24 protein-coding genes and 1 tRNA gene are annotated in these 25,979 nt (G+C 61.2%); 15 read left to right on the forward strand and 10 right to left on the reverse strand.

Features of this window, described 5'->3' with window-relative positions; translation table 11 throughout:
- Positions 1 to 11 precede the first annotated feature (11 nt).
- A complete protein-coding gene (gene fzlA / locus I0K07_RS00775) occupies positions 12 to 689 on the reverse strand; it encodes an FtsZ-binding protein FzlA (protein WP_203291450.1) in 678 nt (225 codons plus the stop codon).
- Positions 690 to 736: 47 nt separating this feature from the next.
- The gene (locus tag I0K07_RS00780) at positions 737 to 1,696 is read right to left on the reverse strand and encodes a cation diffusion facilitator family transporter (protein WP_203290765.1); all 960 of its coding nucleotides are present in this window, start codon (positions 1,694 to 1,696) and stop codon (positions 737 to 739) included.
- Positions 1,697 to 1,848: 152 nt separating this feature from the next.
- On the opposite strand from I0K07_RS00780, the gene I0K07_RS00785 reads away from it, so the two are divergent.
- Positions 1,849 to 2,652 carry an undecaprenyl-diphosphate phosphatase gene (locus I0K07_RS00785; RefSeq protein WP_203290766.1) on the forward strand — a complete coding sequence of 268 codons (804 nt, stop codon included), beginning with the start codon at positions 1,849 to 1,851 and terminating at the stop codon, positions 2,650 to 2,652.
- A 10-nt stretch (positions 2,653 to 2,662) separates the two neighbouring features.
- Positions 2,663 to 3,523, forward strand: coding sequence for a CPBP family intramembrane glutamic endopeptidase (locus tag I0K07_RS00790; RefSeq protein ID WP_203290767.1), 861 nt, complete (start codon positions 2,663 to 2,665; stop codon positions 3,521 to 3,523).
- A 36-nt stretch (positions 3,524 to 3,559) separates the two neighbouring features.
- On the opposite strand, the gene I0K07_RS00795 is transcribed toward I0K07_RS00790, so the two are convergent.
- Positions 3,560 to 4,525, reverse strand: a complete 966-nt coding sequence (locus I0K07_RS00795; protein WP_203290768.1) for a complex I NDUFA9 subunit family protein — start codon at positions 4,523 to 4,525, stop codon at positions 3,560 to 3,562.
- 175 nt (positions 4,526 to 4,700) lie between these two features.
- On the opposite strand from I0K07_RS00795, the gene I0K07_RS00800 reads away from it, so the two are divergent.
- Both I0K07_RS00800 and I0K07_RS00805 read left to right on the forward strand, forming a co-directional pair.
- A tRNA-Leu gene (locus tag I0K07_RS00800) sits at positions 4,701 to 4,787 on the forward strand.
- 100 nt (positions 4,788 to 4,887) lie between these two features.
- Entirely contained in the window at positions 4,888 to 6,294 is a 1,407-nt protein-coding gene (locus I0K07_RS00805; RefSeq protein WP_338041001.1) for a DUF6538 domain-containing protein, read from the forward strand.
- A gap of 259 nt (positions 6,295 to 6,553) precedes the next feature.
- Here I0K07_RS00805 and I0K07_RS00810 read toward each other — a convergent pair whose 3' ends face one another.
- On the reverse strand, positions 6,554 to 6,952 hold the full coding sequence (locus tag I0K07_RS00810; protein ID WP_203290770.1) for a hypothetical protein: 399 nt from the start codon (positions 6,950 to 6,952) through the stop codon (positions 6,554 to 6,556).
- A gap of 442 nt (positions 6,953 to 7,394) precedes the next feature.
- On the opposite strand from I0K07_RS00810, the gene I0K07_RS00815 reads away from it, so the two are divergent.
- Positions 7,395 to 8,054, forward strand: a complete 660-nt coding sequence (locus tag I0K07_RS00815; protein WP_203290771.1) for a hypothetical protein — start codon at positions 7,395 to 7,397, stop codon at positions 8,052 to 8,054.
- On the opposite strand, the gene I0K07_RS00820 is transcribed toward I0K07_RS00815, so the two are convergent.
- Together I0K07_RS00820 and I0K07_RS00825 are read right to left on the reverse strand one after the other, a co-directional pair.
- Positions 8,040 to 8,600 carry a recombinase family protein gene (locus I0K07_RS00820; protein WP_203290772.1) on the reverse strand — a complete coding sequence of 187 codons (561 nt, stop codon included), beginning with the start codon at positions 8,598 to 8,600 and terminating at the stop codon, positions 8,040 to 8,042. The two genes, I0K07_RS00815 and I0K07_RS00820, sit on opposite strands and share 15 nt — an antisense overlap.
- A gap of 159 nt (positions 8,601 to 8,759) precedes the next feature.
- Entirely contained in the window at positions 8,760 to 9,449 is a 690-nt protein-coding gene (locus I0K07_RS00825; RefSeq protein WP_203290773.1) for a hypothetical protein, read from the reverse strand.
- A 243-nt stretch (positions 9,450 to 9,692) separates the two neighbouring features.
- Between I0K07_RS00825 and I0K07_RS00830 the strand changes: the two genes are divergently transcribed.
- The 5 genes from I0K07_RS00830 to I0K07_RS00850 are packed head-to-tail and all read left to right on the forward strand — an operon-like array spanning position 9,693 to position 17,429.
- Complete coding sequence (locus I0K07_RS00830; protein ID WP_203290774.1) at positions 9,693 to 11,711, forward strand: type I restriction-modification system subunit M; 2,019 nt, start codon at positions 9,693 to 9,695, stop codon at positions 11,709 to 11,711.
- A complete protein-coding gene (locus I0K07_RS00835) occupies positions 11,708 to 13,009 on the forward strand; it encodes a restriction endonuclease subunit S (protein WP_203290775.1) in 1,302 nt (433 codons plus the stop codon). Before I0K07_RS00830 ends, I0K07_RS00835 begins: the two co-directional genes overlap by 4 nt.
- Entirely contained in the window at positions 13,006 to 14,043 is a 1,038-nt protein-coding gene (locus I0K07_RS00840; protein WP_203290776.1) for a restriction endonuclease, read from the forward strand. Before I0K07_RS00835 ends, I0K07_RS00840 begins: the two co-directional genes overlap by 4 nt.
- Positions 14,043 to 14,447, forward strand: a complete 405-nt coding sequence (locus I0K07_RS00845) for a hypothetical protein (RefSeq protein WP_203290777.1) — start codon at positions 14,043 to 14,045, stop codon at positions 14,445 to 14,447. The genes I0K07_RS00840 and I0K07_RS00845 overlap by 1 nt, the downstream gene beginning before the upstream one ends.
- A gap of 3 nt (positions 14,448 to 14,450) precedes the next feature.
- Positions 14,451 to 17,429, forward strand: a complete 2,979-nt coding sequence (locus I0K07_RS00850; RefSeq protein ID WP_203290778.1) for a type I restriction endonuclease subunit R — start codon at positions 14,451 to 14,453, stop codon at positions 17,427 to 17,429.
- Between the two features lie 211 nt (positions 17,430 to 17,640).
- On the opposite strand, the gene I0K07_RS00855 is transcribed toward I0K07_RS00850, so the two are convergent.
- The 4 genes from I0K07_RS00855 to I0K07_RS00870 all read right to left on the reverse strand — a co-directional run bounded on the left by I0K07_RS00855 (position 17,641) and on the right by I0K07_RS00870 (position 20,872).
- Complete coding sequence (locus I0K07_RS00855) at positions 17,641 to 17,814, reverse strand: hypothetical protein (protein ID WP_203290779.1); 174 nt, start codon at positions 17,812 to 17,814, stop codon at positions 17,641 to 17,643.
- Positions 17,807 to 18,853: a cytochrome d ubiquinol oxidase subunit II gene (gene cydB, locus I0K07_RS00860; RefSeq protein ID WP_203290780.1), complete on the reverse strand. Its 1,047-nt coding sequence runs from the start codon at positions 18,851 to 18,853 to the stop codon at positions 17,807 to 17,809. Before cydB ends, I0K07_RS00855 begins: the two co-directional genes overlap by 8 nt.
- Positions 18,853 to 20,256 carry a cytochrome ubiquinol oxidase subunit I gene (locus I0K07_RS00865; protein WP_203290781.1) on the reverse strand — a complete coding sequence of 468 codons (1,404 nt, stop codon included), beginning with the start codon at positions 20,254 to 20,256 and terminating at the stop codon, positions 18,853 to 18,855. Before I0K07_RS00865 ends, cydB begins: the two co-directional genes overlap by 1 nt.
- A 184-nt stretch (positions 20,257 to 20,440) precedes the next feature.
- A complete protein-coding gene (locus I0K07_RS00870) occupies positions 20,441 to 20,872 on the reverse strand; it encodes a hypothetical protein (RefSeq protein WP_203290782.1) in 432 nt (143 codons plus the stop codon).
- 316 nt (positions 20,873 to 21,188) lie between these two features.
- Between I0K07_RS00870 and I0K07_RS00875 the strand changes: the two genes are divergently transcribed.
- From I0K07_RS00875 to I0K07_RS00895, 5 genes are all read left to right on the forward strand, one after another.
- Entirely contained in the window at positions 21,189 to 22,709 is a 1,521-nt protein-coding gene (locus I0K07_RS00875; protein WP_203290783.1) for an MBOAT family O-acyltransferase, read from the forward strand.
- A gap of 10 nt (positions 22,710 to 22,719) precedes the next feature.
- Complete coding sequence (locus tag I0K07_RS00880; protein ID WP_203290784.1) at positions 22,720 to 23,988, forward strand: hypothetical protein; 1,269 nt, start codon at positions 22,720 to 22,722, stop codon at positions 23,986 to 23,988.
- Positions 23,989 to 24,017: 29 nt separating this feature from the next.
- Positions 24,018 to 24,632, forward strand: a complete 615-nt coding sequence (locus I0K07_RS00885; RefSeq protein ID WP_203290785.1) for a ribonuclease D — start codon at positions 24,018 to 24,020, stop codon at positions 24,630 to 24,632.
- Positions 24,633 to 24,722: 90 nt separating this feature from the next.
- Positions 24,723 to 25,430, forward strand: a complete 708-nt coding sequence (gene lptC, locus I0K07_RS00890) for an LPS export ABC transporter periplasmic protein LptC (RefSeq protein WP_203290786.1) — start codon at positions 24,723 to 24,725, stop codon at positions 25,428 to 25,430.
- A complete protein-coding gene (locus I0K07_RS00895; protein WP_203290787.1) occupies positions 25,427 to 25,963 on the forward strand; it encodes an LptA/OstA family protein in 537 nt (178 codons plus the stop codon). The genes lptC and I0K07_RS00895 overlap by 4 nt, the downstream gene beginning before the upstream one ends.
- Positions 25,964 to 25,979: the final 16 nt, after the last annotated feature.

A 25,979-nucleotide genomic window follows, 5' to 3' on the forward strand; every position in this document is an offset into this window, starting at 1 on the left:
GCCAGCCTGCGCTAGAAATCCAGATCCGCATAATGACCCGAAGGCGTCATGCCCGGCAATTTGTCTGCCAGTAGCCCGCGGAAGGCCGGGCGGCATTTCACGCGTTGATACCAGTGCTTCACCTGTTCGAACTCATCCCAGGGCACATCGCCCAGATAGTCGGCACAGGACAGGTGCGCCGCTGCGGCGATATCCGCCATCGTATAGCGCGGCCCCGCCAGCCCATCCCGGCTCTCCAGCAACCAGGCCATGTGATCGAGATGCCAGCGCAAATGCTCGCGGCCGGCCCGCAGCGCCGCCGGATCCGGCGCGCCCAGGCCCTGCACCCGCTTTTCCAGCTTCTCGTGCAGGAGGTAGGCATTGACCTCGCCATCATATTTCCGGTCGAACCAGTCCATCAGGCGCCGGGCCTCGGCGCGCTCGGCCGGTCCGCCCGGCAGAAGGCAAGGGCTGGGCGTGGTTTCCTCGAGATATTCCAGAATGGCCCGGCTCTCCACGACCACCCGCCGGCCACCCCCGCTCTCATCGATCAGGACCGGCGTACCGCCAGCCGGGTTGAGCGAGAGGAGATAGTCGGCCTGTTCCCAGGGCTCTTCGGTCTGGAGTTCATGCCGCAGGGATTTTTCGTCGAGAACCAGCCGGACCTGGCGCGAAAACGGATCCAGGGGCCAGTGAAGCAGGGTGCGCATCGCCACAGGCTAGGCTCCCATCATGGCAAGACCAAGGAGCACGGCCATCATTCCTCATCCGGGCGGAAAAAATCCGCCCCGTGACGCTCGGCCTCTCCGTGCGGGTCGGCATGGATAATGATGTCGGCAGCCGGGTAGGCCTTCAAAAGACGCCGCTCACAATCGACCTGGATCGCATGCGCATCGCGCAGGGCAATGCCCGGCGGCAAGGCCATGTGAAACTGGATATGCAGCAAGGGTCCGGCAGCCCGGGTCCGCAATTGGTGGATATCAATGATCCTCGGATCATCCTCGGCAATGGCCTGGATTTGCTCGCGATCGCTCTGGGGCAACTCACGGTCCATCAATTGATTGCCGGCGCCGCGGGCCACGCCCCAGGCAGTCCAGCCCAGCCAGCCGGCCACACCAAGTGCCGCCACCGCGTCCAGCCACAGCCATCCGAACATCACAGACCCGATAATGCCGGCAATCACGACAAGATTGGAGGCCAGATCGGTAAAGTAATGGGCCCGGTCCCCTTCAACCGCGACAGAACCCGTCTTCTTGACGGCCTGTGTTTGCACCCAGAGCAGGCCGACGGTCAGCAGGATGGACAATCCCATCACACCCAACGCCCAGGGCGAGGCCCGCAAGGGCAAGGGTTCGATGATGTGGTCTATGCCTTCGCGGATCAAAAGCGCTGCGGACACCGCCACCAGTATGGCCTGGAAAATGCCGGCAAATGCCTCTGCCTTGCCATGGCCGTATCGGTGTTCATGATCTGCCGGCTCGGCGGCATAACGGACTGAAAAATAAACGGCGAGAGAGGCGGTCAGGTCGAGAAGACTGTCCGCGGCCGAGGCCAGGATGGCGACCGAGCCGGACATCCACCAGACAATGCCCTTGGTCAAAGCCAGGGTCGCGGCCACACCGACAGAGGCCGCTGTTGCACGACTGGTGTATTTCAGCGCCTGTTCGGGACGCAGGCGCCCCGGACCGGCCGGTGATGCAACATGATCATGGGGCATGGGCGAAACATCCTTCTCCAAGCGGTTTAGGGCGTGCGCCGCAGCAGCGTCAATCTCCGCCGGTCACCCCGGGCCGGGAGAATGCGCCTGGGGCCTTTCCAAGCCCGGGCAAGTGTTCAACACTGCCGCCACCGTCAAGAGGAAGCGTCGCGATGTCTCTGGTGTATCTGGTCGTTCTGGCACTGGTTCAGGGCATCACCGAATTCCTGCCGATTTCCTCGTCCGCCCATCTCATTCTCGCCCCCAGCGTACTCGGCCAGGCCGATCAGGGACCGCTGATCGATGTCATGGCGCATGCCGGATCTCTGGTGGCGGTCCTCGTCTATTTCTGGCGCGACATTCTGAATGTCGCCCAAGGCAAGCTGGCCCTGCTGACCGGCAAGATCACGCCCGGCGGCCGGCTCGCCCTTCTTGTCGCGGCCTCCATGCCGCCCGTCTTCATCGTTGCGGGCGGGCTTTACGCGTTCGATCTGGTGGATGCCCTGCGTTCGCCGGCCGTGATCGCGGTCTCCACCCTCGTCTTCGCCCTGCCCCTCTGGCTGGCGGACCGCTTCGGCAAGCAGACCGTCGAGATCGAGACCATGACCTTCAAACAGGCCGCGCTGATCGGCATCGCCCAGCTCTTCGCCCTCATCCCCGGCGCCTCGCGCTCCGGCGTGACCATGACAGCCGGCCGGGCGCTGGGCATGAAGCGCTCTGAAAGCGCGCGCTTCTCCATGCTGATGGCCGTGCCCGTGATCGCCGCCTTCGGACTGGTGTCCGGTCTGGAACTGGCCCGCGGGGCGGATGCCGGCGCCAGCCTGACAGACGGACTGGTCGTGGCCCTCCTGTCTTTCCTGGCCGCCTGGGCCGCGATTGCGGTTCTGATGAAGCTGGTCGACCGGATCGGTTTCCTGCCCTTCGTCATCTACCGGATCGCTCTGGGTCTCGCCCTGATTGCAATGCTCGCCCTTTAGGAGACGCCGAATGCGCGCCATTGCGGTCTTCATCGCCATTGCCTTCGGTTTCAGCTGGGCCATCGCCTTCTGGATGCAATCGCAGGGCGGATTTGAGGGCGTCGGCATCTGGGCCGGCCTCTACCTGATCGTCTTCATGTTCGGCCCGGCCCTGGCTGCGCTCATTTGCGGTTTCACATTCGACCGGGGCCGAACCCTGTCGGCACTGGGCTTCAAACCCGGCCGCACCATCCCGGTTCTGGTCTGGTCAGCCTGGGGCTGGATTCTGCCGGTCATCCTGGTGGCCCTGTCCAGCCTGCTCATCCTGGCGCTGACCCGCTCCGCACCCGCCGACGCTGCCGCCCGCCTTGCCGAAGCTGTTGAAGCGACCGGCGAGAGCCTCCCCATGCCGGCTCAGACCCTGCTCATCATCCAGCTCGCTGTCGGCATCCCGATTGGCATCCTGACCAATACGGCCATCCTCATCATCTCCGAGGAATTGGGCTGGCGCGGCTGGCTGCAACCGCGCCTGGCACCGCTCGGTTTCTGGCCTGCCGCCCTGGTCAGCGGCGTGATCTGGGGTGTGTGGCACGCCCCCATCATCCTGATGGGATACAACTACCCGGGCATGGGCTGGGCCGGCGTTGCGGCCATGACCGGTTTCACCATCCTGCTGACACCGTATCTCGCCCTGCTGCGCGAACGCGGCGGCGGGGTCTACGCGGCCGGGGCCTTCCATGGCAGCCTCAATGCGGTCGCCGGCGTCGGCCTGCTTTTCCTGCCGGATCCCAGCTTCCCCTGGAATGGTCTGCTGGGACTGGCCGGGTTCGGCCTGCTCGCCGCGGGCTGGCCCCTTATCGCGCTGTACCGGCACATGAAAAAGCCGGCCTGAAGGGCCGGCTTCTCAACACATGCGATATCGCGATGCTCAGGCTTCGCGCTCGTGGAACTGGCCATAGCGGCGATAACGGCCGAGATAGCTCGGCACGATCGCATCCATGGTTTCGGCCTGGACACCCAAATCCGCCAGCGTCTTGGCACCCTCGGCCACAACATTGTCGGACTTCAGCTGAACCAGCTGATCCTGCGTCAGGACCGGCGGGATCAGCGGCAGGATGGCGACCAGTTCGGACACCATCGCAATCACCGAACCGATCTGCCAGGGCAGCGGCAGGAGGAAGCGCGGACGGTCGATCTCTTCCAGGATGAAACGCATCAGCGCTTCAAAGGAATAGACACCGGGTCCGCCCAGCTCATAGGTCTCGCCCTGGGCTTCCGGCGCCTCGAGAGCAGCCAGAACGGCTTTCGCCACATCACCAGCAAACACCGGCTGGAATTTCGTCTTCCCGCCACCGAACAGCGGCAGGGCCGGCGCAAAACGTGCCATGGAGGCAAACCGGTTGAAGAAACCGTCTTCCGTGCCGAACACGATGGAAGGCCGCAGGATGGTGGCCGTCGGAACAGCGGCCATCACGGAAGCTTCGCCTTCCGCCTTGGTGCGAGCATAGCGGGATGCGCTGTTTTCATTGGCCCCGATCGCCGACATCTGCACGAAACGCGTGATGCCCGCGGCGGCCGCGGCCTCGGCCACCGTCTTGGCGCCCTGCGCATGCAGGCGGGAGAAGGTCTGCCGGCCATTCTCATTGAGAATGCCGACCAGATTGACCACGCCGGACGCGCCTTCCAGGGCACGCTCAACCGAAGCGCCGACACGCAGATTGGCCTGCACCAGCTGAACCTGGCCGACCACGCCCATCACGCGCAGGTCCTGGGCCAGGTGCGGGCGGCGCGAGGCGACGCGAACACGATAACCGGCTTTCGCCAGAGCCCGGACAACATGGCGGCCGATGAAGCCGGACCCGCCGAATACGGTGATGATTTCGTCTCGCAGCATGGCTGTTCCTCGGGAAATCCTGTGATGGAACCGGATAGACCAAAAAAGCGCGGGCATGTCCATCGGGCATTGCGCCTCAGTGTCGGCAGCGCGGCTGTGAAATATGCAGCCAACCGTGCAAACCGCCCGTTGACATGGGCCCGGCTCAGCTTTAGACACCGCGCTCCTGACACCTGCCCAGGTGGCGGAATTGGTAGACGCGCTAGCTTCAGGTGCTAGTGCCCGTATGGGCGTGGAAGTTCGAGTCTTCTCCTGGGCACCATTTCTCGGCTCTAACGCCCTGAAATCCCTTTCAATGCATTGCGGTAGCCGGATTTTTTGGTACATGGCTTGGTACATGAGGACCAGCCGTGAGGATAGATGTGCCCGGCCTGCAGCTACGGAACAGCACCTACCATTTTCGCCGCCCCGTACCCCCTGATCTCGTCGAGATTGTCGGTAAGCGCGAGTGGAAACGCTCCCTGCGGTTAAAGCCCGGACAGGAGTTGAAGGCCCATGCGCAGGCCGACCGCCTTTGGAAGCAGACCGAAGAGCAAATTGTTGCGCTAAGACGCGAGCTTGCAAACTCTGAGGACCCCGTAAGGCTTGCAAAGAAAGCCGCACAGTGGGCAAACGATTTCCAGCTTCTTGATGGGCAAGCCGGAGCCACACGCGAGGCAGCTTGGATCAATGGTGAGAAAGTTGAACTCGACAGCCAACGCGACCTTCATATTGTTCACATTATTGAAGCCGCCGGGCGGGAGTTTGGCTGGGATGAGCAGGGGCACCCGAAGCGGTTGAGCCCCGAGCAAGAGGCGCGGCTTGCCGTACTCATCGAAGGCAAGCCGATTGACCCTCCCATGACGGTCTCGCAGGCACGGGACATCTATCTAGCCGACAAAGAGCGAGGCCCAGCAGACAAGGCCACGGCACAGGGGACGCAGCAATTTATCGACATGGTTGGAGATATGGAACTCTCCCAAATCTCGCGGCCCATGGTCATAAAATGGCTTCGCGAACTTCGCTCCGAAAGAGGGCAGGCCCCAGCGACGGTTCGTAGAAGGCTCACCACAATGCGCGCAATCTACAACCACATGCGTAAGAACTACGAACTGAAATCAGACAATCCGTTCGCCAGTCAGGACCTGCCTGCCAATGTCGACGACGACCGAAAACGTGTGCCATTCCACACCAAGCATTTCGAGCTTATCGAAGCCTATCTGATCAAGCCCGACACGGATCCGCATGTGCGCCGTATCATCACCCTATTGAAGCACACTGGGTGCAGGCCGATGGAAATCGGGGGCCTCAGCAAATCAGAAGTCTACCTAGACCTTGAAATCCCCGCGATCCAAGTCCGGTGGACCGCAGACAGGCGGCTGAAAGCGAAATCCGCGAAGCGCCTGGTTCCCCTCATTGGACCGGCACTGATCGCTGCCCGTGAAGCGGTCGCGGCTGCGGAGGGCGACACCCTGTTCCCATCGAAGTTCCTAAAGACCGACCGTCTGTCGCAGACACTGAACGGCGCAATCAGAGATGCAGGCGTTCCGAAATCTCCCAACAGACTGATCGCCTATTCGTTCCGACACTCCATGAAGGAAGCCTTGCGGCTAGCCGCAGTCCTTGAAGAAACTCAAGACGCCTTGATGGGGCATGCCAAGGCTGAGGTTGCGGCGAGGTACGGGGCGGACAGGAAGCATATGCACATCCTGAAAGATGCGCTGCAGCGTGCCACGCCACACTTGGGCGATATCGTTGAAACGCAGTATCTGCCCGGCGAGCTTCCCTGAGCGCCGGAATTTATGACGAAAATTTCCGAAGCGGCTTAGGATATGCCGAGCGTCTAATTTCCCCCCATGCCCCCCAGCGGATCGCCCTGGGCGGCATTAAGCATCCCCCTAGCAGTCCCCAGGGTTGAAGCTATAGGGGTATATCCTTTGGGCTGTCCTTAAGATGATCCTTTGGATGGCCTCAGAGTTTCCCTCAGAGCTCAGCTCCCACCCCCACCCTTCCAATCCTGTTCCTCAGAAGGGTGGGTTTAGGAGAGGTTCAGTCTCCGCTCGGCGCTGGGGTCAGGTACCCGTTCACTACCGAGAGGATTTGTTCGCACTGATAGGTGTTCGCTACTGCGAGGTGCATGCACTGTTCGCGTATGCCTCTGAGCATCCGCCTCTCCTGAACACCGTGATTGATCGCACCAAGCTCACCAATCAACAGCACGCCGAATAGGACAATCAACGGCCCTTTTGCCGCTTCTGTCAGCGCCTGGAACTTCCACAGGTAATAGGCGCAGCAGCCTCCGATGAAGAGCGGTAGGAGCTCCACAACGTTGTACTGGTCAGGGCCGAACGCTGAACCTACTAGAGCGGCAATCCCGAGGGCCGTGATGAGTTGAAAACGCCGTTTACTGCGGTCGAGCTGAGGGGCGTCATCTTCAAGTTTGGCCATGCGCCCCTCCCGCGTCACCCATGAGGTTTCCGGTGCAGGTGAGGGTGATGCCCAATGGGGCGGGAGGAGGCGCACCCGCCCCCCATTCAGAGATATAAAAAGTCATAGCTAGCCCTATGCACGAGTTATCGGCGTCCCGCCGCTGGTGGCGGGCCGACAGTCACATCACGGGCTAGCGTGTGTGCTCGCTTATTCCCCAAGCACAGATGATCAGTCCGTGCCGCGAACGGGTATTGTATTCGGCGAGCGACCCGCCGTAGCGGTCGCCCGTGAAGTGACTGTGCCTTAAGAATCTATTGCCCGGAGTCATCCGTCAATGCGCCCGAGCGGGCGGCCTACGCGCCAAACAAGAATGCGCCCTTTGACTTGCACCCAGGAATGCGGTCAGGCTGCAAGGAACAGCCGCACAGCCGCTGACAAACTCCACTGGAGCCCCTTTTCCATGACGCCTGCAGAGTGCCTTGAACGTATTCGCGCATACACTCAGCAACACCCGGAGCTACGAGAAGCGCATCACTTCCTCTTCGACCTTCCCATCACGGAAAAGCGCGATCCGGTAGATGTGCTTGTCATGGGAATTAACCCCGGGGAAAGCCCCAGTGATTTTGACATTTGCGACCCTGTTGCTGAGGAGTCCAGTGCGTACGACTTTCACGAGAGAGATGGAGCGGGTCGGGACCACATCCCCTGGCACAGGCATGCGAGAACCATTCTACGCGGCACCGTAGCGGTCCAAACAGAGGCATTCTTTTGGAGCTCGGAGAAGTCAGGCGCTAAGTTTCGCGCCCGCTTCGGCACGCCCATAGAACGCTCACCGCACCTCAAGTTCTGCACCGAAATGAATACTGCATTGATAGCGCACCATCAGCCGAAGGTGGTGGTTGCCGTCGGGCTCGCGATGGAATGCTGGCTGCCTGGTCGCTTCGGACTCCGCTATGTCGATACGCGCTTCACAAGCGACGGCGATAGTCGCGTAATAGAATGCTTCACTGACGGAACACGCCCTTGGTTGCTTACAAAGCATTGGACCGGGGCCTGGCTGTCAGAAGGAGAGAAGAAACTCATCCAGCAGGAAATAAGAGCCCACCTAGGCAACGGTTGAGCCAGTCCGCTTGATCCGCTGGACGCTTGATCGACTGATATCGAGCCGCTCAGCAACCGCCACCTCAGTCAGCCCCTCAGACAGCAACCGCTGGACCTCCTCAGCTTTCCTTCGTGCCGTCGGTGCGCGGCCCTTGTACTTGCCAGCGGCCTTGGCCTTAGCAATACCCTCTCGCTGCCTTTCCAGCATAATTTCCCGCTCAAACTCGGCAACGGAGCCGAGGATGCCGAGCATGAGCTTTCCTGTGGCTGAGCCGGTGTCTAGGTCCATGGCCAGAATGCGTAGAGCGGCGCCCTTGGCCTTGACGGCTTCCACGGTCTCCATGAGGTCTCGGATTGATCGGGCCAGTCGGTCCAACTTCGTGACCATCAGAACGTCGCCATCCCGGAGATAGTCCAAGGCGTCTCTCAGGGCCGCTCTCGTGGCTACTGACGAGGTTTCTTCGCTGAAGAGCCTCTCAGCCCCAGCGGCACGCAAATCGCGCTCCTGGGCCTCTAATCCGGCTTTTTGATCAGTTGTTGAGGTTCGGGCGTATCCGATAATCATTTTCGACTCCACAGCATCACATGGCTCTATGAATCTATGGAGCCACTGGCTTCATAAGTCAAATTTGATGTGTGTGACGCCTCGCTGGGAGTCGCTGGGGAGGCATCACTGGGGCAAGGCCGTGTGGCTCAGCCCCCGCCCCACAGGCACTGGAAGCGACTAAAACTTCTTGAATCTGCACATCCAACCTTCATCTCCATACCTGCCTGACATTCGAGTGACGCCGAGCGTTTTGCCGTAGAGCCGCATGAGCGCAGCTTGCCTTCGCTCGAATGCGGGGCGCATCGGGGAGCCGTCAGGTAGATTTCCCTCATATTCCAGGGGGTACGCCTTCAACACGATGAGGGAGAAGTCCGGAAACACCGCCGCAATCAGACTTTCCAAGATCTCACCTGACGCCCCTGCGACTTCAGGAACCGGACTCAACCAAACTCGGTTCAGCTCGATAATGTCGCCGTAGTCTCCAACTTCCTCACTGACAGAATCAAATTCATGAGCCAAAGCGCAGGAGAGGCGATGGGTTTCGCTGCTCTCTCGGTCCATTACGTCCAGAAACTCTTCATTTGTCATGAAAGTGGGAATTGTAAATCGGCTCAGGTTCACTCCGCCGACAGACCGACCATCATGCCGAACCCAAGCCCTGCAGACCTGTCGACGCAGATGATAGGTGGTCTCATCCAGAGGCACGTCTACTTCACCATCCACAAAGTAGGGTGCGGACACGGCGTACTCCACGGTGATATCACCACTGCCGATCCAGATAGTCGGCAGACCTGACGCCTCTCGATATGATTTTTCGTTGAACTCGGCCGGAAGCTCTGTCTGTCGGTGCAATCGCAGCTTTGTCATCGTGCCTCCCCAAGCCTCGGCGCCAAAAACCCAGGCGCTTCAATACAAACAGTAGCGACAGCCACCCGCCCCTATCTGTTTTCACCTACGACAGGTCTTGTCACCCCCGCGTGACCAAGCTCACGCCCTCGGATATTCCTTCTGGGTATCAAACAAGAATCAAGAGGTTGAGCCGACACGCCTTGCCCAAAGCGAGCGCATGCGGTTCACTCAACCTCAACGGGGAGAGGGGCGAGATCGGCGATGACGCCAACACCAACCAATGTGCAAGGCTTGGCGAACTTTGCCTGGTCTATCGCGGAGCTTCTTCGAGGGGACTTCAAGCAGTCCGAATACGGCAAGGTGGTGCTGCCTTTCGTGGTGATGCGCCGTCTCGATGCCATCCTGGAGCCGACCAAGGAGGCTGTCCTCTCGGCGGCGGCGAACTTGCCCGAGGACATTGATGACGAGACGCGGAGGATGATCCTGCTGGGTGCCGTGGGAAGCGACATCAAGGTCTTCAACACCTCGCGCTTCACCTTCGCCACGCTGAAGCAGCAGGACCCCGGCCAGCTCCACGCCAACCTGATCGATTACATCCGGGGCTTCCCGGCGGATGTGCAGGATGTCTTCCTTGAGAAGTTCCTGATCACCGACCAGCTCAAGCGCCTCAATGATGCCGGGCTGCTCTGGAAGGTGTTCGAGCGCTTCACCGAGATCGACCTCCACCCCTCGAAGGTACCGAACCTGGAGATGGGCTATCTCTTCGAGGAACTCATCCGCCGCTTCTCGGAGATTTCCAACGAGACTGCTGGTGAACATTTCACTCCGCGCGAGGTCATCCGTCTGATCGTCGATCTCCTGGTCGAACCGGACAAGGACAAGCTCGCGGGTCTGGGTGTCATCCGTCAGGTCTATGACCCGGCCTGTGGCACCGGGGGTATGCTGGCCCTCACCGAGGAAGCCTTGAAGGAGATCAACGCGGACATGCGCGTGGAGCTCTTCGGGCAGGAAATCAATGGCGAGTCCTTCGCCATCTGCCGGTCGGACATGCTGGTCACCGGCCACGACCCGGACCAGATTGCCTATGGCAACACGCTCACCCAGGACGCCCATCCCGCCCGCAAATTCCACTACATGATCTCCAACCCGCCCTATGGGGTGGACTGGAAGAAGTACAAGGAACCCATCGAGGCCGAAGCCAAGGGTATGGGTCATGATGGCCGCTTCGGAGCAGGAACCCCGCGTGTCTCCGATGGCCAGCTCCTCTTCCTCCAGCACATGATCTCTAAGATGCGCCAGGATGAGGCTGGGTCGCGGATCGGCATCGTCATGAATGGCTCACCGCTCTTCACAGGCGGGGCGGGCTCTGGCGAGAGTGAAATCCGGCGTTGGATGTTGGAGAATGACTGGGTCGAAGCGATCATCGCCCTGCCCACCGATCTCTTCTACAACACCGGCATCCAGACCTATGTCTGGCTTCTCTCCAACCGCAAGTCGGTGGAACGCCGGGGCAAGGTCCAGCTGATCGACGCGTCCGGCGAATACTTTTGGAAATCCATGCGAAAATCGCTGGGATCGAAACGCCGGGAAATCCCTGATGAGGCCCGCGACGAGATCGTACGCAATTACACCCTCTTTGAGGCCGCAGACGACAAGATCTCCAAGGTCTTCCCGCGCGAAGCATTCGGCTATCGGGAAATCCGGGTGGAGCGACCGCTCCAGCTCGCCTTCGACGTGACCGAGGAGAAGATCGAGGCGCTGAAAGCCGAGAAGGCCATACAGAAGTTGAAGGATGACGAGGTCGAAGCCTTGCTGGCTGCGCTGGAAAGCCTGCCCAGGGATCATCGCTGGATGTCGCGGGATGGCTTCGAGGCCGACTTGCAGAAGAGCCTCAAGGCCGCTGGCGTGAAGATCGGATTGCCGGTGAAGAAGGTTGTCCTCTCTGTCTTCGGTGAGCGCGATGAAGACGCTAAAGTCTGCCGTGACAAGAAAGGCCAGCCGGAAGCGGACAGCGATCTGAGGGACACCGAACTCGTGCCTCTGGACGAGTCTTGGGAAGCCTATGTCGAACGCGAGGTGAAGCCCTTCGTGCCGGATGCCTGGGTGGACGAGAGCCACATGGATGCCAGCGACGGAGAGGTGGGCCGGGTCGGCTACGAGATCAACTTCAACCGGTATTTCTACGAGTATGTCCCGCCGAGACCGCTGGAGGAGATCGATGCGGAACTGAAGGCGCTGGAAGCGGAAATCGCTGGGCTTCTGAAGGAGGTCGCGGCGTGAGCGCAGCACTGGAGGCCGCCCGCCTAGATCGCCTACCGGCGAATTGGCCACGGGTTCGTGTGAAGCACGTTGCCAAAGTCGTTGGTGGCGGCACGCCGTCAAAAGAGGTGAACGAGTACTGGTCCGACGGAAACATCCCCTGGGTTTCTCCCAAGGACATGAAGCGTCGGGTGATTGATACCACGGAAGACTGCATCACCGAGGAAGCGGTCAGGGAAAGTGCGACCAACATGGTTCCAGCGGGCGTTCCGTTGATCGTCACACGATCAGGTATTTTGCGCCACACCCTTCCGATCGCGATGTCAGGACGTGACGTCGCCATCAATCAGGACATCAAGGCACTCCTGCTACACGATCGACGGCTTCTACCAGATTACTTTGTCTACTGGGTGACCGGACAATCATCCGATTTGCTTCTGGAGTGGAGGCAATTCGGCGCGACCGTCGAGAGCATTGATGTTGATCGTATGAGAAACGGCCAACTGGGCTTGCCCGACCTCGACACCCAGAAGGCCATCGCGGACTTCCTCGACAAGGAAACCGCCCGGATCGACCAGCTGATCGAGAAGAAGCAGCGCCTGGTGGAGCTGTTGGGGGAGCGGGAAGCTCGCGAAATCGGTCGTCTGATCCAAGGTGCTTCGTCAGGCACAACGCAGCTCAAACGAGTCGCAAGGATCATCGATTGTAAACACGTCACCCCAACTTACGTGGACACCGGGGCACCCTGCATCAGCACAACTGAAGTGAAGCCATTTTCGATCTCATTTTCTGACAAGCGCTTGGTTGCACCAGATGATTACGCAATCATGCGGTCAGGAGGTAGAGCGCCGGTGCCAGATGACATTATCTACAGCCGCAATGCGTCTGTTGGTTCGGCTGCCCGTGTCGGCGACAATCGAGAATTCTGTGTCGGCCAAGACCTATGCATCATTCGTCCAGAGGGTGTTGATTCTGAGTTGCTCGAACTCGTCCTCAACAGTGAGTTCGTTCTCACGCAGCTGGATGAAGTGCTGGTTGGCGCGACGCTTAAGCGAGTGAACATCGACACGATCCGACGCTTTTCTATCCCGCTGGTCGCGCCTGATCGGCAGCGAGGCCTCGCCCGTGACCTCCAAGCCTCACGAGGACAAATGGGTCGCTTGGCTGCGACGGTTAGGGTGTCCATGGACCGCCTCAAGGAATACCGCTCGGCCCTCATCACAGCGGCCGTCACAGGCCAGATCGACGTGACCTGCTGGGGCCAGACCGGCGAAGGCGACAAGCGCCTAGATCAGATCCAGGAGGAGATGGCGGGATGACGAATGTCTGGTTGATACGCCTCGGCAAGTACGGCGAAAGCGAAGCGCGAGCGTTGCAGGATGGTCAGCTTGCGACCGGTTGGGAGTTGTCGCGGGAGCTGGAATCTTGCGCCTCGAAGGAAGACATCCTCACGTATCTGGAACCGCACTACCCGGGCCAGAAGCAAGGGACACTCCAGAACTGGGCGGTTCAACTCAATCAACTGAAGCACCAAGTGAAGCAGGGCGACCTTGTCGTCGTACCTTTGAAGACCACCAAGGACATCGCCATCGGGAAGGTGACCAGCGACTTCCTCATGGTCGATGGCAAGCATCCTGGCCGAGCCGTCACATGGTTGGTGACCGATCTTCCACGGCAGGCTGTGAAGCAGGATCTGCTCTTCTCGCTCGGTGCCTCGCAGACTGTCTGCCGTGTCTCTCGAAACAACGCCGCTGATCGGTTCGCCGAATTGGCTAGGTCCCGCCGCGACCCTGGTCCGTCGCTCGCTCGACATGTGCCGATCCAAGGCAAGCCCTCAGAGGACGAAGGAGGCGATGATGCAGACGTTCAGCTCGATCTCGCGGAGATCGCCCGCCAGCAGATCGAGGAACACATCTCAGCCAACTTCGCGGGTCATGAATTCACTCACTTGATCGCAGCAATCCTGGAAGCCCAGGGGTATCGGACAGAAGTCTCTTTGCCTGGTGCTGACCGGGGTATCGATATCGTCGCAGGCAAGGGAGCCTTGGGCTTCGACTCGCCGCGTCTCGTCGTCCAAGTGAAGTCAGGCGACATCGTCGGAGATCAGCCGACGCTTCAGAGCTTGATCGGGAGTGTCCAGGATGCCCATGCCGACCAAGGCTTGCTCGTGTGCTGGTCCGGCTTCAAGTCCACAGTCCGCAGCCGCATCAATGAACTCTACTTCCGCATCCGCCTCTGGGGCCGCGAGGAAGTTCTCGATGAACTCTTCGATGTCTATGACGACCTCTCGGACGAGATGAAAGCCAAGCTGAGGCTCCAGCGCATGTGGGCTGTCGTGCCGGAGGAGGGGTGATGGCGCTGGACAATCTTCAGAAAAGCGAGCTGGTCATCTCCAAAATTCTTGAGGCGCTAGTGGAGCAAGGCATTCAATGCCGAACCCACCTTCCGTTCGCAGAACTCGGCCTGTCGGATGAGTTGAAGCCGTTTTTTGAGGGCTGCTGCCTGTGGCTCTACGATGAAGGTATCGTTCGTTGCACGAACCCTCACCAGCTAGGCACCAATGGTAGCATGGTGAACCCGTCAATCACCGCATATGGGTTCCAGTTACTTGGTCAGAAGTTCTTGGCGGGCGACAAGGAGGAGGCGCTCGGTACCGCAGTCAAAGAGGTTGCGAGTGGCCAGAAGAACTACGCGGCAATCGGTGACTTCTTCGGTGGCATCCTTGGTGGCTTCACCAAATCACTCGGGAGCGGATGATCCATGGCAATCACACAGTCCGCGCTACACCGCGAAATCGCCGTCCAGGAACACTTCGTCCAGCAGCTGGTAGCCCACCAAGGCTATCGCGAACGCCAGCCTGACGACCACGACAAGCCGCTCGCGCTCGATGTCGCACTGGTCTGCGAGTTCCTGAAGACTTCCCAGCCGGATGCCTGGGCGACACTCGCTTCGAACTATCCTGGTTCCGAGCAGCGCACGGTGATCGACAAGCTCACCAAGGATCTGAGGACCTTCGGGACGCTGGAAGTCCTGCGCAAGGGCATCAAGCTGGTGCCGAACATCAAGTTCCAGCTCTGCGCCTTCAAGCCTGCCTCGTCGATCAATCCTGATCTGGTACGGCTCTACGAAGCGAACATCCTCTCGGTGATCCAGGAAGTCGAATACTCGACCAAGAACGGCAACCGGATCGACACCGTCCTCTATGTGAACGGCATCCCGGTCGCGACCTTCGAGTTCAAGAACACGCTCACAGGGTCGAACTACAAGACTGCAGAGAAGCAGTACAAGAAGGACCGCTCGCCCGCTGGTGAGCCTCTACTGACGTTCAAGCGCGGCGCTCTCGTCCACTTCGCGCTGGACCAGGACTATGTCTCGATGGCCACGCGGCTGGCCAATGGCAGCACCTATTTCCTGCCGTTCAACCGGGGCCGCGAGGGAGGCGGTGGGAACCCGGATGTGAAACTGGACGACGGAACCGAGGAGTTCCGTATCGCCTATCTCTACCGGGACCTGCCGGACGGCAAAGCGATCTTCGCGCGGGAGGTCCTGCTCGACATCATCGGACGCTTCATCCACCTCAATGAAGACGGTGTGATGATCTTCCCGCGCTTCCAGCAGCTCGACGCCGTGCGAAAGCTGATGGCCCATGCTCGCGAACACGGATGCGGGCAGAACTATCTCATCCAGCACTCGGCCGGCTCAGGGAAATCGAACACCATCGGCTGGACGGCCCACCAGGCGATCAAGCTCCATACCGAGGACGACAAGTCGATCTTCGATACGGCCATCATCCTGACCGACCGCCGGGTTCTCGACAGGCAGCTCCAGAAAACGCTCACCGACCTGGAGCAGACGCCGGGCGTAGTCCGGGCTATCGATGGAACGTCTCGTCAACTCAAGGAAGCCTTAGAGGCGGGCGCGAAGATCATCGTGTCGACGATCCAGAAGTTCGGCACCGAGCATCTCACCGCGATCTCTGCCCAGGCGCACAAGACGTTCGCCGTGATCATGGACGAGGCGCACAGTTCGCAGTCCGGTAAGGCAGCGGAGGCTGTCTCCAAGGCTCTGACAGCGCAGGAAGCCGAGGAGGAAGGCCGTTCTGCGGAGGACATCATCCTCGCCTACCAGAACGAACGAGGGCCGCAGGAGAACATCTCCTACTTCGCTTTCACGGCGACACCCCGGAACGTCACGCTGGAGCGCTTCGGACATCCTGGCGAGGACGGAAAGCCCCATCCCTTCCACTTGTATTCGATGCGTCAGGCCATCGAGGAAGGTTTCATCCTGGATGTGCTGAAGAACTACTCGACCTACCAGGCCTATTACGAGCTGGAGAAGACCATCGAGGACGATCCGCGCTTCGAAGGTTCGAAGGCCCAGCGCAAGGTCGCCAAGTTCGCGCATCTCCACGACGAGGCCATCGATCAGAAGGTCGAGGTGATCGTCGAACACTTCCGCCGCCATGTGATGCATGAGCTGGGCGGTGAAGCGAAGGCGATGGTGGTCACAGCCAGCCGGGAAGCGGCCCTGAAATACTATCGGGGGATGGAACGCTATCTGGCTTCGAAGAACTATGACGATCTGGGTGTTCTCGTGGCGTTTTCCGGAGCGCTCCCGGATGGAACCGGGGGCGAGATCACTGAACCGGAACTCAACGGGTTCGCCGAGACGGAACTGCCCAAGAAGTTCGACAAGGGCGACTACCACCTCCTCATCGTGGCCGAGAAATACCAGACCGGTTTCGACCAGCCCAAGCTCTGCGCCATGTATGTCGACCGCAAGCTGGCGGGCCTCCAGTCTGTCCAGACACTCTCGCGTCTCAACCGGACCAAGCGGGGCAAGGACAGGACCTTCATCCTCGACTTCCAGAACTCCATCGAGGACATCCAGGAGGCCTTCAAGCCTTTCTTCGAAGCGACCACGCTGGAAGAACGCTCTGACCCCAACCAGATCTACGAGCTGGAACAGAAAATCATCAGTTACGGCTTCATAGACCGGCCGGAGATCGACAGGTTTGCGGCGATCTACTTCAAACCGGAAGGGGTGACCACAGCAGACCGGCCTTCTCTGGAAGCCATCGTTCGCAATGCGGTGGATCGCTGGCAGGCTGAGGACGCAGAGGGGCGTCGCGAGGAATTCCGTCAACTCTTGAAGAGCTATCAACGCTTCTATGTCTTCCTGGCCCAAATCATGACCCTAGGGGACACCTGGCTGGAGAAACTTTACGTCTACGCCTCCTGGTTGGACCGAAAGCTGCCCGACAGAGAGCAGCCTGAAGACCCTGACATCACGGACGACATGCTCCGCCTCGCAGCTTTCAAGGTGGAACACAAGAAAGATGGGTCCGCGTCCCTTCACGAAGGGGACACGACAGCCCTGAAGCCTATCAGCGAGTTCGCGGCCAAGCCTTTCACTGAGAAGGAAGCCAAGACTCTCCAGGAGATCATCGACGCCTTCAACGAACGGCACGGGACAAGCTTCTCCGAGGAAGACACACGCCGCTTTGTCGACGTAACGGAGCAGCTGCTCGACGACCGCAACATGCGAGCGATGTTGGAAGACAACCCGGTTGACGTCGTGCAAGGCGCGTTTCGGCAACGGGCAACCGCTGGAGTGGCGGCGGCCTTTCAGCGTGACGGCGAGATGCAAAGCATCTTTTTCTCGGACAAGGAGATCCGAGATAGGGTCCTCGACTGGATGCTAAAGGCCGCACTGGACAGGGTGAGACGCGCATCTTGACCCCAGCGCCGCACCACGATTTGGTACATGGAGTTCAACAACGCGCCATGTACCAATCGACCACGCCAAGCATAACGCATTGAAATTACAACGCATTGAAGAGCTCAAAAATTCTCCCGCGCTCTTCTCCTGGGCACCATTCTCCGTTGGGGGAATGAAACAAAAACCCCGAGCCAACCGGCTGCGGGGTTTTTGTTTGGCCTGAAGCCGTCTACTGCGCCAACAGAAGCAGCCCTCGAAGAACATAGGCTGTCGCGGCAACCACCAGTCCGCCTGCCAGCGCCAGCCCGGCGAACCAGAGCCATTGCCGCGTCGGGGCGAGTTTTGTGTCGGCCGCAGGCGGCCCGGCCGGCTCCAGCCACCGCGTCCAGTCCCGCCTAGTCATGATAGCCATCCCCCGGCTGAACCTTGCCCCAGAAGAGCCGGTAGACATAGGCGGTGTAGGCCAGGATGACAGGCAGCATGATCACGGCACCGACCAGCATGAAGGCCAGCGCATTATCACGCGCCGCCGCCTCGTGGATCGTTACCTGATAGGGCACAATGAAGGGCAGGAGCGAGACCGCCAGGCCCAGATATCCCGACAGGAAAATCCCGATCGTGATCAGGAACGGCCAGGCGTCATGTCCTTTCGCCTGGCCGGGAGAAGCGGACAGGGCACGCCAGAGCAGCCCGCACAACACCATGCCCGCCAGCGGGATGGGCAGGAGCGGGATCAGCACGGCCGGACGGATCTCCGTCATGGAGAACCCCCAACGCTGCACCACCTGCTCATTGACGGACAGGGTCGCCAGGCTCACCGCCAGGAAACAGGCTGCCAGCACGATCAGCGCGGCCCGGGCCCAGCCGCGGGCGCGCCTCTGCAGCTCGCCCTCGGTCTTCAGGTACAACCAGCCGGCGCCGAGCAGGATATAGCCCGTCGCGACCGAGACGCCGACCAGAAGGCTGAACGGCGTCAGCCAGTCAAAGGGACGTCCCGCAAACACGCCATCCTCCACGGCCACACCCTGCACGAAGGCGCCCAGGATCACACCCTGCGACAGCGCCGCTGCGAAGGAACCGCCGAAGAAGGCGGCATTCCAGAAGCGCCGGGTCACAGGGCGGACCGCCTTGTGCCGGAACTCGAAGGCCACGCCCCGGAAGATGAGGGCGGCCAGCATGACCAGTATCGGCAGATAAAAGGCCGGCATCAGGATCGCATAGGCGGTCGGGAAGGCGGCGAACAAGCCTCCACCGCCGATAATCAGCCAGGTCTCATTCCCGTCCCAGACCGGTTCGACGGTTGCCGTCATCATGTTGCGTTCTTCGTCCGAACGCGCACGGCCCGTCAGGATGCCAACGCCCAGATCGAACCCGTCGAGCACGACATAGAGCATCACACCAATGGCCAGGATCAGGGCCCAGATCAGCGGAAGGTCCAGCATCACTTGCTCTCCCCTTCAAAGGCTTCGGGAAGCTCCGCGGGATCATCGACGGCGGCCAGAGGAGACCCCGGCGCGCGGGGGCGGGCCGTCGCCGGCTGATCAACAAACCCACGCGATGCAATACGCGCCATGTAGATCACGCCAGCCGTGAAAATGATTGCATAGACGATCATGAAGACCAGCAGGGAGAACGCGACCTGCCCGGCCTCGACCGGCGCGACACTGTCGACCGTTCTGAGGACGCCATAGACCGTGTAGGGCTGGCGGCCGACCTCGGCCGTCACCCATCCCGTGACCACGGCCAGAAAGCCCAGCGCCCCGCCCGGAACGGCGAGATAATGGTAGAGGCCCGGCCGGTCCAATCGTCCGTGCCACCACAGGAACACACCCCAGAGCCCCAGCGCCAGAAGCGCCAGACCGGCGCCCACCATCAGCCGGAAACTCCAGAACACGATCCAGAAGGGCGGACGTTCGCTTTCCGGGAAAGCGTCCATGCCCTGCAGGGGTTCATCCGTGGCAAACAGAAAACGGCTGGTGCCCGGGATACCGACCGCATCGCGCCCGCAGGCCCCGTCCGAGGGCCAGGCCAGCAGCAGGGTCGGCTGCACGTCTGCAGTCTCGCACCACCCTTCCATCACGGCGATCTTGGCCGGTTGGTGATGGTGGGCCACTTCGCCGGACCAGTGTCCCGCCCAGATCTGCAGCGGCAGAAGCAAGGCGAGCGTACCCGCTGCCATCCGCATCTGCCAGCGCGTCGGTTCCGTGCCGCGGCCGCGCAGCACCTGCCAGGCTCCGGCGGCCAGGACGACGGCCGCAGTCGTGATATAGGCCGCCAGCATCATGTGGGCGAAACGGCTGGGAAAGCTTGGGTTGAAGATCACGGCCCACCAGTCGGTCGCGTAGAAATTCCCCGTCACCGGATCCGTCGCAAACCCGGCCGGTGTCTGCATCCAGGAATTGGCCGACAGGATCCAGAACGCCGAGAAGGTCGTACCGATGGCAACCGCGCAGGTGGCCACGAAGTGGAGCTTGTTACCGACCCGGTTCCAGCCGAACAGCATCACGCCCAGGAAGGTCGCCTCCAGGAAGAAGGCGGTCAGAACTTCATAGCCCAGCAAGGGCCCCATCACGCTGCCGGTCCGCTCGGAAAAGACGCTCCAATTGGTGCCGAACTGGTAGGACATCACCACGCCCGACACGACGCCCATGGCGAAGGCCAGCGCGAAAATCTTGACCCAGTGCAGATAAAGCCGCCGGAAGACATCCTTGCCGGTCTTCAGCCACAGCCCCTCGCACACGGCCAGGAAGGCAGCGAGGCCGATCGTGAAGGACGGGAATAGAATGTGAAACGCGACGACAAACGCAAACTGCAGCCGGGACAAGAGCAGGGCATCGAATTCCATGGCGGATCTCCTTGCAGCCGCAAACTAGGCAGCATCAGGACACCCGGCCAGTCACGCTTTGTCACATGAGGCAATAGAGCGCGGCGATGCCCCAAACACCAAAACGCCCGGCAGGGGGATGCCGGGCGTTCAGTGACCTGTATGTGCTTCGTACAGGTTGGGGGCCGAGTGTCAGGCGGGTCGCTTAGCGCGTTCCGGCCTGAGCCACCGAGGACGCGCCCCGGCGGGTGATCTGGAAACTGCCTTCATCGCCCGGGCGCAGATAGGCACGGCAGAAACCGGCATCATCCACGGGGAAGGGGCAGGCAAAGCTGGTGTGTTCCACCGAAACGGTCAGGCGCAGTTCGCCACGCTCCGGGACCGAGTAGGAGCACAGGCCGCCGGTGACATCCGCCACGGCGAAACGGCCATTATCGTGAAGGCCGCGGCCGCGTTCCCGGGATTCAATGACATCGCCATCATCCTGGTTCAGGCGGCAGGACACTTCCCAGCCGCGCTGGCCGAGCATTTCAAGAACGAAGGCTTCACCCGATTGCGGCGTTTGCGCAGTGGTCGTGCCGACCAGGGCCAGGGCGCCAGCGAGGGAAGCTGCGATCATCATGGTTTGTTTTTTCATGACTTCTCCTCCTGCGAGAAATTCATTGGGGTCAGTTGTATGACACTAATGTTACAGCGTTCCCTACTCCTGTAAAGTCCGTACACGGACGTTTCGGGATTTCACGCAATGACTCTTATACACTCGTTTTTCTGCGCTTTTTGATCAATGCTTCGACATTATTCGCAGTATTATTGCATACGCTAAATCCTTGAATGACACCCGGCTGTCACAAAACAGGTCCGGTTATCCACAGCCCCCAGCTCGCGTGCAGCCCCGCCTTGCCGCTTCAGCCGCTGCCCGCTAGCGTCCTGCCCACTCGGGGCGCGGCGCTGGCATGATCTTCAATTCCTTCGAATTCCTGTTTCTTTTCCTGCCGGCTGTGCTGCTCGCCTATTATCTGGCGCGCCGCTACATCTCGCACTGGACCGCCCTCTCCCTGCTCGCGGGAGCCAGTTTCTTCTTCTATGCGTGGTGGGACGTCTCCCGCGCACCCTGGCACGAGCTAACCGGGTTCAATGGCGAGAGCGTGATCCGGGCGCTCTGGTTCATCCGCCACGTCCTGCTTCTGCTGATCTCGGTCATCACCAACCACATCATCGCCCGCTTCATGCGGCGCTGGGGCAATCAGCCGCTGCTGGCGATCGGGATCATTTTCAATCTCTCCCTGCTCGGCTTCTTCAAATATGCCGACTTCCTGGCCAGCAATATCAACGCCCTGACCGGGCTCGACATTCCGGAGCTGGGACTGGGCCTGCCCCTGGCCATTTCCTTCTTCTCCTTCCAGCAGATCTCCTATCTGGTGGATGTGGCCCGCCACAAAACCGATCCGGGCCGCTTCTTCGCCCACGCGCTCTTTGTCAGCTTCTTCCCGCACATCGTGGCGGGCCCGCTGATCCAGCACCACCAGATCGCCTCGCAATTCAACGACACCAAACGCAAGGACGATATCTGGGACAATCTGGGCGTCGGCCTGTCCCTGTTCGCGATCGGCCTCGCCAAAAAGGTTCTGATCGCCGAGAGCATCGAGCCCTACGCTTCCTCGCTCTTTGCCATGGCCGAGCGCGGCGACACGCCCGGCCTCGTAGCCGCCTGGGTCGGGGCCATCGCCTACGCCTTGCAGATCTTCTTCGACTTCTCCGGCTATTCCGACATGGCGCTGGGCCTGGCCCGCTGCCTGGGCTTCCGTCTGCCGGTCAATTTCAACGGGCCGTACAAATCCGCCTCCATCGTGGAATTCTGGCGCCGCTGGCACATCACGCTGAGCCATTTCCTGCGCGACCATCTCTACATCCCGCTCGGCGGCAACCGGCATGGCGAGACCCGGCGCTCCATCAATCTCATGGCGACCATGCTGCTGGGCGGTCTCTGGCATGGCGCGGCCTGGACCTTCGTGATCTGGGGCGGACTGCACGGGCTGGGCCTGACCGTGAACCATTATTGGAACAAGTGGGGCCCCAAGGGCTGGTTTGACGGCCATCGCCGCGTCCTCGCCATCGGCCTCACCTTCGCTTTCACGACCATCGCCTGGGTCTTCTTCCGGGCCGAAAGCTGGAGCGGGGCCGGCCGCATCCTGGCGGGCATGTTCGGTTTTGCCGGCTGGGGTCTGGAAGGCGTCGCGACCGAGGCTGTGGCCTGGATCATCTTCGGCCTGGCCATTGTCTGGTCCCTGCCCGACACACCGGAAATTTTCTCCGACGTGATCGACGAGCAAACGCTGAAAGACGCCCAGATCAAGCCGAAACCCGGCCTGCGCTGGCGCTTCTCCCGGGCCATGGCGATCTGCGCCGCCCTCCTGCTCTTCCTGTCCGTGCTGAACGCCTGGAAGACGTCCGAATTCATCTATTACACCTTCTAGGGAGACCGTCATGCCGCGCTACGCCTCGACATTGCTGGTCACCCTGTTTGCCAGCCTCACCCTGTTTGCCGGTTTCAATGCGCTCATTGATCCGTTCGGCATCACCGGCGCGCCTGACATTCCCGGCCTGACCGGCCGCGATACGCGTCTGCTGGAGGATGGCGGCCGGGTCCATGTCGCCGACCGGCTGGCCCGCGGCGGTGACCACGCGATCCTTCTGGGATCATCACGCACGGTGGACGGCTTTCCGCACGAGCCGGAAAACTGGCCCGGCGGGCTCTATAATGCCGGCATGCGCGGCACGAATATTTTCGAGTTGAGCCAAGCCGCTGCTCTAGCCGCTGAAAGCCCGGCATTGCGCTGTGTCGTGATCGGCCTCGACCTCGATGAATTCGGCACGCATTCAAAGGCCAAGGCGACCTATTGGCTTTCCGCGCTGACGGATGGCAATCGCCTCTTTTCGCTGGCACGCGTCGCCCTCTCCCCGAACACGTTCGGCGCGTCTGTGCAATTGATCGCCGACAATCTCACCGGCGGTGAACCGCGCGTTCCCTGGGCCGACACCTACCCGGAAGGCGCCCAGCTTGAGCGCTATGAAGGCGGAACGCGCGGCATGTATCGCTGGTATCTGGGCTATGATTTCGATCCGGAGCGCCTCGCCCTGTTCGAAACCGTACTCGACCGCCTGACGGCCAATGGCATTCAGGTCACCGGCTTCATCCACCCGCTCCATGCCTGGCGGGAAGAGGCGATGTGGCGGGCAGGCCGCGGGGAGGATTATCTCGCCTTCCGCGTCGAACTCGCGACCCTGTTCGAGCGCTATGCAGACCGGCAGCCTGCTTCCACCTGCGTGCCGGGGGGCAGTGCCGTCCTGTGGGACTTCTCCGGCTTCCAGCCTTTCGCCAGCCTGCCAGCGCCAGCTCCGGACCAGTCCGACGCCCATCCGGCCTTCTACGAGCCCTCGCACTATCTGCCCCATATCGGGTCCGCCATGCTGGAACGGATGCAAGACCGGCGTGAAAATGACCCCTTCGGCCATGCGGTTTTCGGGTTTGAATTGACGCCGGGCAATGCCGGCGACAGCGCCCGGGCCCTGCAGGAACGCCGGACGGCCTGGCTGGCTACGGAGGATGGCGCCATCGCCACCCGCCTGCTCGACGCGGTCATTGCCGGCGACCCGGCACCGGAAGTGTCTCCGCCGCAATTTCTCAACCGGGATGAGCGCACAAGCCTGTCGGACAAGCTGGACGCCATTGCGCCCGCCGCCGCCCGGCGCTAGGACGCAGGTCACACAGAAGGACACATGATATGACGGTGCACTATCACAAGGGCGACCTGCCCGCCGGGATCGATTTCGGCAAGGCGGTTGCGGTCGATACGGAAACCCTCGGCCTGTCGCTGACCCGCGACATGCTGTGCGTGGTGCAATTATCGTCCGGTGATGGCAATGCCCATGTCGTCCAGATGGACCGGTCCTCTTATGACTGCCCGAACCTGAAGGCGTTGCTCTCCGATCCGTCGATCGAGAAAATCCTGCACTTCGCCCGTTTCGACGTCGCGATGGTCGAGAATTATCTCGGCGTGACCCTGGCACCGGTCTTCTGCACCAAGATCGCCTCCAAGCTCTGCCGCACCTATACCGACCGGCACGGCCTCAAGGACGTCACCCGGGAACTCCTCGGCATCAATATGGACAAGCAACAGCAGAGCTCGGACTGGGGCGCGGCCGAACTGTCGCCGGCCCAGCTCGATTATGCGGCCTCCGATGTCCTGCACCTGCACGCCCTGCGCGACCGTTTGACCGAAATGCTGGAGCGGGAAAACCGGATGGAGCTGGCCCGTGCCTGTTTCGACTTCCTGCCGACGCGCGCCCGTCTGGACCTCGCCGGCTGGCCGGAAACCGATATTTTTGCCCACTCCTGACCGGCTTGCCTTGAAAAGGCCTGCAAAGCCGGGTCATTTGTCCTGACCCGTCCGCCTGCCCCGCAGGCCGCCTCCGGAACAGATCTCGATATGAGCGTCACTGCCAATCCCGGCCTGGAAGCCCTGCAGCCCACCCATCACGGGAGCTGGGAGCCGCGGCGTGCCCTGGCGCTGGATGTGGCCCGCCGGCGCACGGCCTTTGTCCGCTGGCTGCGCCTGCTCTTCATGTCCGCGGCGATCGGCATCCTGGTCCTGCTGGTCTTCCAGCTTGTCCTGGGCAGTTTCGGAACCACGGAGGGCGACCCCCAGACGGCGTCCAGCGAAGGCCGGATGACCAATCCGCGCTTCACGGGTCGCGATGAAAGCCTGACGCCCTATGCGATCACGGCCGACGTCGCCATCCGTCGCGAAGGCGCCGCCCCCGGCGTGACCGAACTGGAACGCCCGCGCCTGGATTACGACTTCCTGGCCGGTGACACGTCCCGCGTGCTGGCTGAGACCGGATTCTACGATCTGCCCAACCGGACGCTCGACCTGCACTCCAGCGTGAACCTGTCGACACCGGAGGGCTACAGCTTCGCCTCCAACCATGCGCGCATCTATCTGCGTGAGGAAAGAGTGACCGGCGAAGAACCGGTTGAGGGCACCGGTCCGATGGGAACGATCCGCGCGGATCGCTACGAGATTCGCGATGGCGGTGATCATATTGTATTTGAGGGCCGTGTCCGGGCCCGACTGATTCAGGACCGGACAGCGCCGGTGCCGGCTGAACCGGCACCAGAAGAGGAAAGCGAATGATGCGGCAATTCCTGTTGGGGCTCGCCCTGGTTCTGGCCGGCCTGGTTCCGGCCCAGGCACAGATCGGCAATTCCAGCCTCCCGCTCGATATCGAAGCGGATCATGTCGATGTGCTCGACGCCGAACGCCGCATCATCTGGCAGGGCAATGTCAACGCGATCCAGGGCACCTCATCCATCCGGGCCCAGCGCATTGATGTTTTCTACACCGGCAATGGCACGGGCAGCGGAACCGGCGGCTGGGGTGATATCGACCGCATCGTCGCGGCCGGCGATGTCTACTACATCACACCGACCCAGCGCGCCCGCGGCCAGGAAGGCGTTTACACCCTGGCGACGGAAACCATCGTCCTGACAGGCGATGTCGTGATCAATCAGGGCGAGAACGTCATTACGGCGACGCGCTTCGTGACCAATCTCCAGACCGGGAATTCCAGCTGGGAATCCGGTGAAGGTGGCCGGGTTCGCGCCGTGCTCCAGACCCGCCAGGACGGCGATACGCCGGCCGACCCTGACAGCCCGTCCAATCGCTAATCCTGTTTCAACGGAC

It is taken from the genome of Maricaulis parjimensis (assembly GCF_016817355.1).
Classification (GTDB): domain Bacteria; phylum Pseudomonadota; class Alphaproteobacteria; order Caulobacterales; family Maricaulaceae; genus Maricaulis; species Maricaulis parjimensis.

Bases quoted from the DNA above. Each gene is read 5' to 3' on its own strand.
- cydB (WP_203290780.1), bottom strand. From the start codon at position 18,853: ATGCTGGACCTTCCGCTGATCTGGGCCCTGATCCTGGCCATTGGTGTG.
- lptC (WP_203290786.1), top strand. From the start codon at position 24,723: ATGAGCGTCACTGCCAATCCCGGCCTGGAAGCCCTGCAGCCCACCCAT.
- I0K07_RS00850 (WP_203290778.1), top strand. From the start codon at position 14,451: ATGGCAATCACACAGTCCGCGCTACACCGCGAAATCGCCGTCCAGGAA.
- I0K07_RS00875 (WP_203290783.1), top strand. From the start codon at position 21,189: ATGATCTTCAATTCCTTCGAATTCCTGTTTCTTTTCCTGCCGGCTGTG.
- I0K07_RS00820 (WP_203290772.1), bottom strand. From the start codon at position 8,600: ATGATTATCGGATACGCCCGAACCTCAACAACTGATCAAAAAGCCGGA.
- I0K07_RS00885 (WP_203290785.1), top strand. From the start codon at position 24,018: ATGACGGTGCACTATCACAAGGGCGACCTGCCCGCCGGGATCGATTTC.
- I0K07_RS00810 (WP_203290770.1), bottom strand. From the start codon at position 6,952: ATGGCCAAACTTGAAGATGACGCCCCTCAGCTCGACCGCAGTAAACGG.
- I0K07_RS00795 (WP_203290768.1), bottom strand. From the start codon at position 4,525: ATGCTGCGAGACGAAATCATCACCGTATTCGGCGGGTCCGGCTTCATC.
- I0K07_RS00840 (WP_203290776.1), top strand. From the start codon at position 13,006: ATGACGAATGTCTGGTTGATACGCCTCGGCAAGTACGGCGAAAGCGAA.
- I0K07_RS00825 (WP_203290773.1), bottom strand. From the start codon at position 9,449: ATGACAAAGCTGCGATTGCACCGACAGACAGAGCTTCCGGCCGAGTTC.
- I0K07_RS00865 (WP_203290781.1), bottom strand. From the start codon at position 20,256: ATGGAATTCGATGCCCTGCTCTTGTCCCGGCTGCAGTTTGCGTTTGTC.
- I0K07_RS00880 (WP_203290784.1), top strand. From the start codon at position 22,720: ATGCCGCGCTACGCCTCGACATTGCTGGTCACCCTGTTTGCCAGCCTC.
- I0K07_RS00815 (WP_203290771.1), top strand. From the start codon at position 7,395: ATGACGCCTGCAGAGTGCCTTGAACGTATTCGCGCATACACTCAGCAA.
- I0K07_RS00790 (WP_203290767.1), top strand. From the start codon at position 2,663: ATGCGCGCCATTGCGGTCTTCATCGCCATTGCCTTCGGTTTCAGCTGG.
- I0K07_RS00785 (WP_203290766.1), top strand. From the start codon at position 1,849: ATGTCTCTGGTGTATCTGGTCGTTCTGGCACTGGTTCAGGGCATCACC.
- I0K07_RS00855 (WP_203290779.1), bottom strand. From the start codon at position 17,814: ATGACTAGGCGGGACTGGACGCGGTGGCTGGAGCCGGCCGGGCCGCCT.
- I0K07_RS00870 (WP_203290782.1), bottom strand. From the start codon at position 20,872: ATGAAAAAACAAACCATGATGATCGCAGCTTCCCTCGCTGGCGCCCTG.
- I0K07_RS00895 (WP_203290787.1), top strand. From the start codon at position 25,427: ATGATGCGGCAATTCCTGTTGGGGCTCGCCCTGGTTCTGGCCGGCCTG.
- I0K07_RS00845 (WP_203290777.1), top strand. From the start codon at position 14,043: ATGGCGCTGGACAATCTTCAGAAAAGCGAGCTGGTCATCTCCAAAATT.
- I0K07_RS00780 (WP_203290765.1), bottom strand. From the start codon at position 1,696: ATGCCCCATGATCATGTTGCATCACCGGCCGGTCCGGGGCGCCTGCGT.
- I0K07_RS00830 (WP_203290774.1), top strand. From the start codon at position 9,693: ATGACGCCAACACCAACCAATGTGCAAGGCTTGGCGAACTTTGCCTGG.
- fzlA (WP_203291450.1), bottom strand. From the start codon at position 689: ATGCGCACCCTGCTTCACTGGCCCCTGGATCCGTTTTCGCGCCAGGTC.